This is a genomic window from Mesorhizobium sp. M2A.F.Ca.ET.037.01.1.1, assembly GCF_003998075.1.
Lineage (GTDB): Bacteria > Pseudomonadota > Alphaproteobacteria > Rhizobiales > Rhizobiaceae > Mesorhizobium.
The window spans coordinates 1-989 of sequence record NZ_RZSA01001497.1; the positions used below are offsets into that span (position 1 = coordinate 1).

1 pseudogene is annotated in these 989 nt (G+C 60.5%); it reads left to right on the top strand.

What is annotated here, in order from left to right:
- Window positions 1-736: 736 nt before the first annotated feature.
- Window positions 737-989: pseudogene (locus EOA27_RS42780) on the top strand (hypothetical protein); the annotation flags it as partial.

A 989-nucleotide genomic window follows, 5' to 3' on the forward strand; every position in this document is an offset into this window, starting at 1 on the left:
GGCTGACGGTGGGAGCCCCAAGCGGCGCGATCGGCCTCAGTCGTCCGGGCAGCGGCGGCATCGCCTCGGCCGGCGTTTCGGAAACATCGACCGTCAGCATCTTTTTCTCCTGGATCGCGATTGGGAAGGACGCCGCGGGGACGATCCTTTGCGAACGCTACGGGTTCCAGTAACTGGAAGGTCAAGAGGGATATTCGCGGGCGGAAGCTGCCCCGACCGCGGTGACTTTTTTTAGTGTTTTTGTCCGGATGGCGCAAAAAGCGATCCTGGGCCGCCGGCCGATCGGCTGGTCCACAACATTTCCGGCCTGCCTGTTTCGAGGTTTGCCGAATAGTCGCATTTTGACCCCAATCGGCCTCTAGCCGGCTGAAGATGTCGTTTCCGTTGTTCACGGTTTCTTGACAGGGGCCGGAAAAACGGGCAGCAAAGCGGGTGAGGGAGAGCATTTTTACCGTGGCGAAGAACCATGGAGGGCTCTTTTTTCGTGTGAACCGTCGCCAAATCGGCGATTGGTGGAGGGATTGGTTAACCATCTTTGTCCATCTTTTGAATCAATCGGCAACAGACGCGTGAAGGTGCAGGGGGCACCGGCGAACTGTGATCGTGACGGGTGCCAGGTGCGAAAACCGGCATGCCGATTGAGAGTGGTCGTATGGCGTTTTTGCGTTTGAAAAACCGGGGTGACGCTCCTCATGGGGAGGTAACTTCGAAAAAGTCTGGTCATCGTTGGGTCCTGGTGCCTGCTGTCGGCGCCGCCCTCGCTTTATGGTCCGCCGCCACCTTGGCGGGGCTCTATTCGGTGAGGACCTCGCTGACCGCCGCTTCCAACGGATTGCCGCAGGGCATGCGCACCATCGCGCTTGGCGACCAGCGCCGGCAGATCGCCAATACCTGGGCGCCGCATCTTGGCGTCTATGGCGGCTACAAGGCGGGCTCGCTCACCAGCGGCTGCGATGCCGGCTGCTTCAGCCTCGCGACAAGCTTCAGGC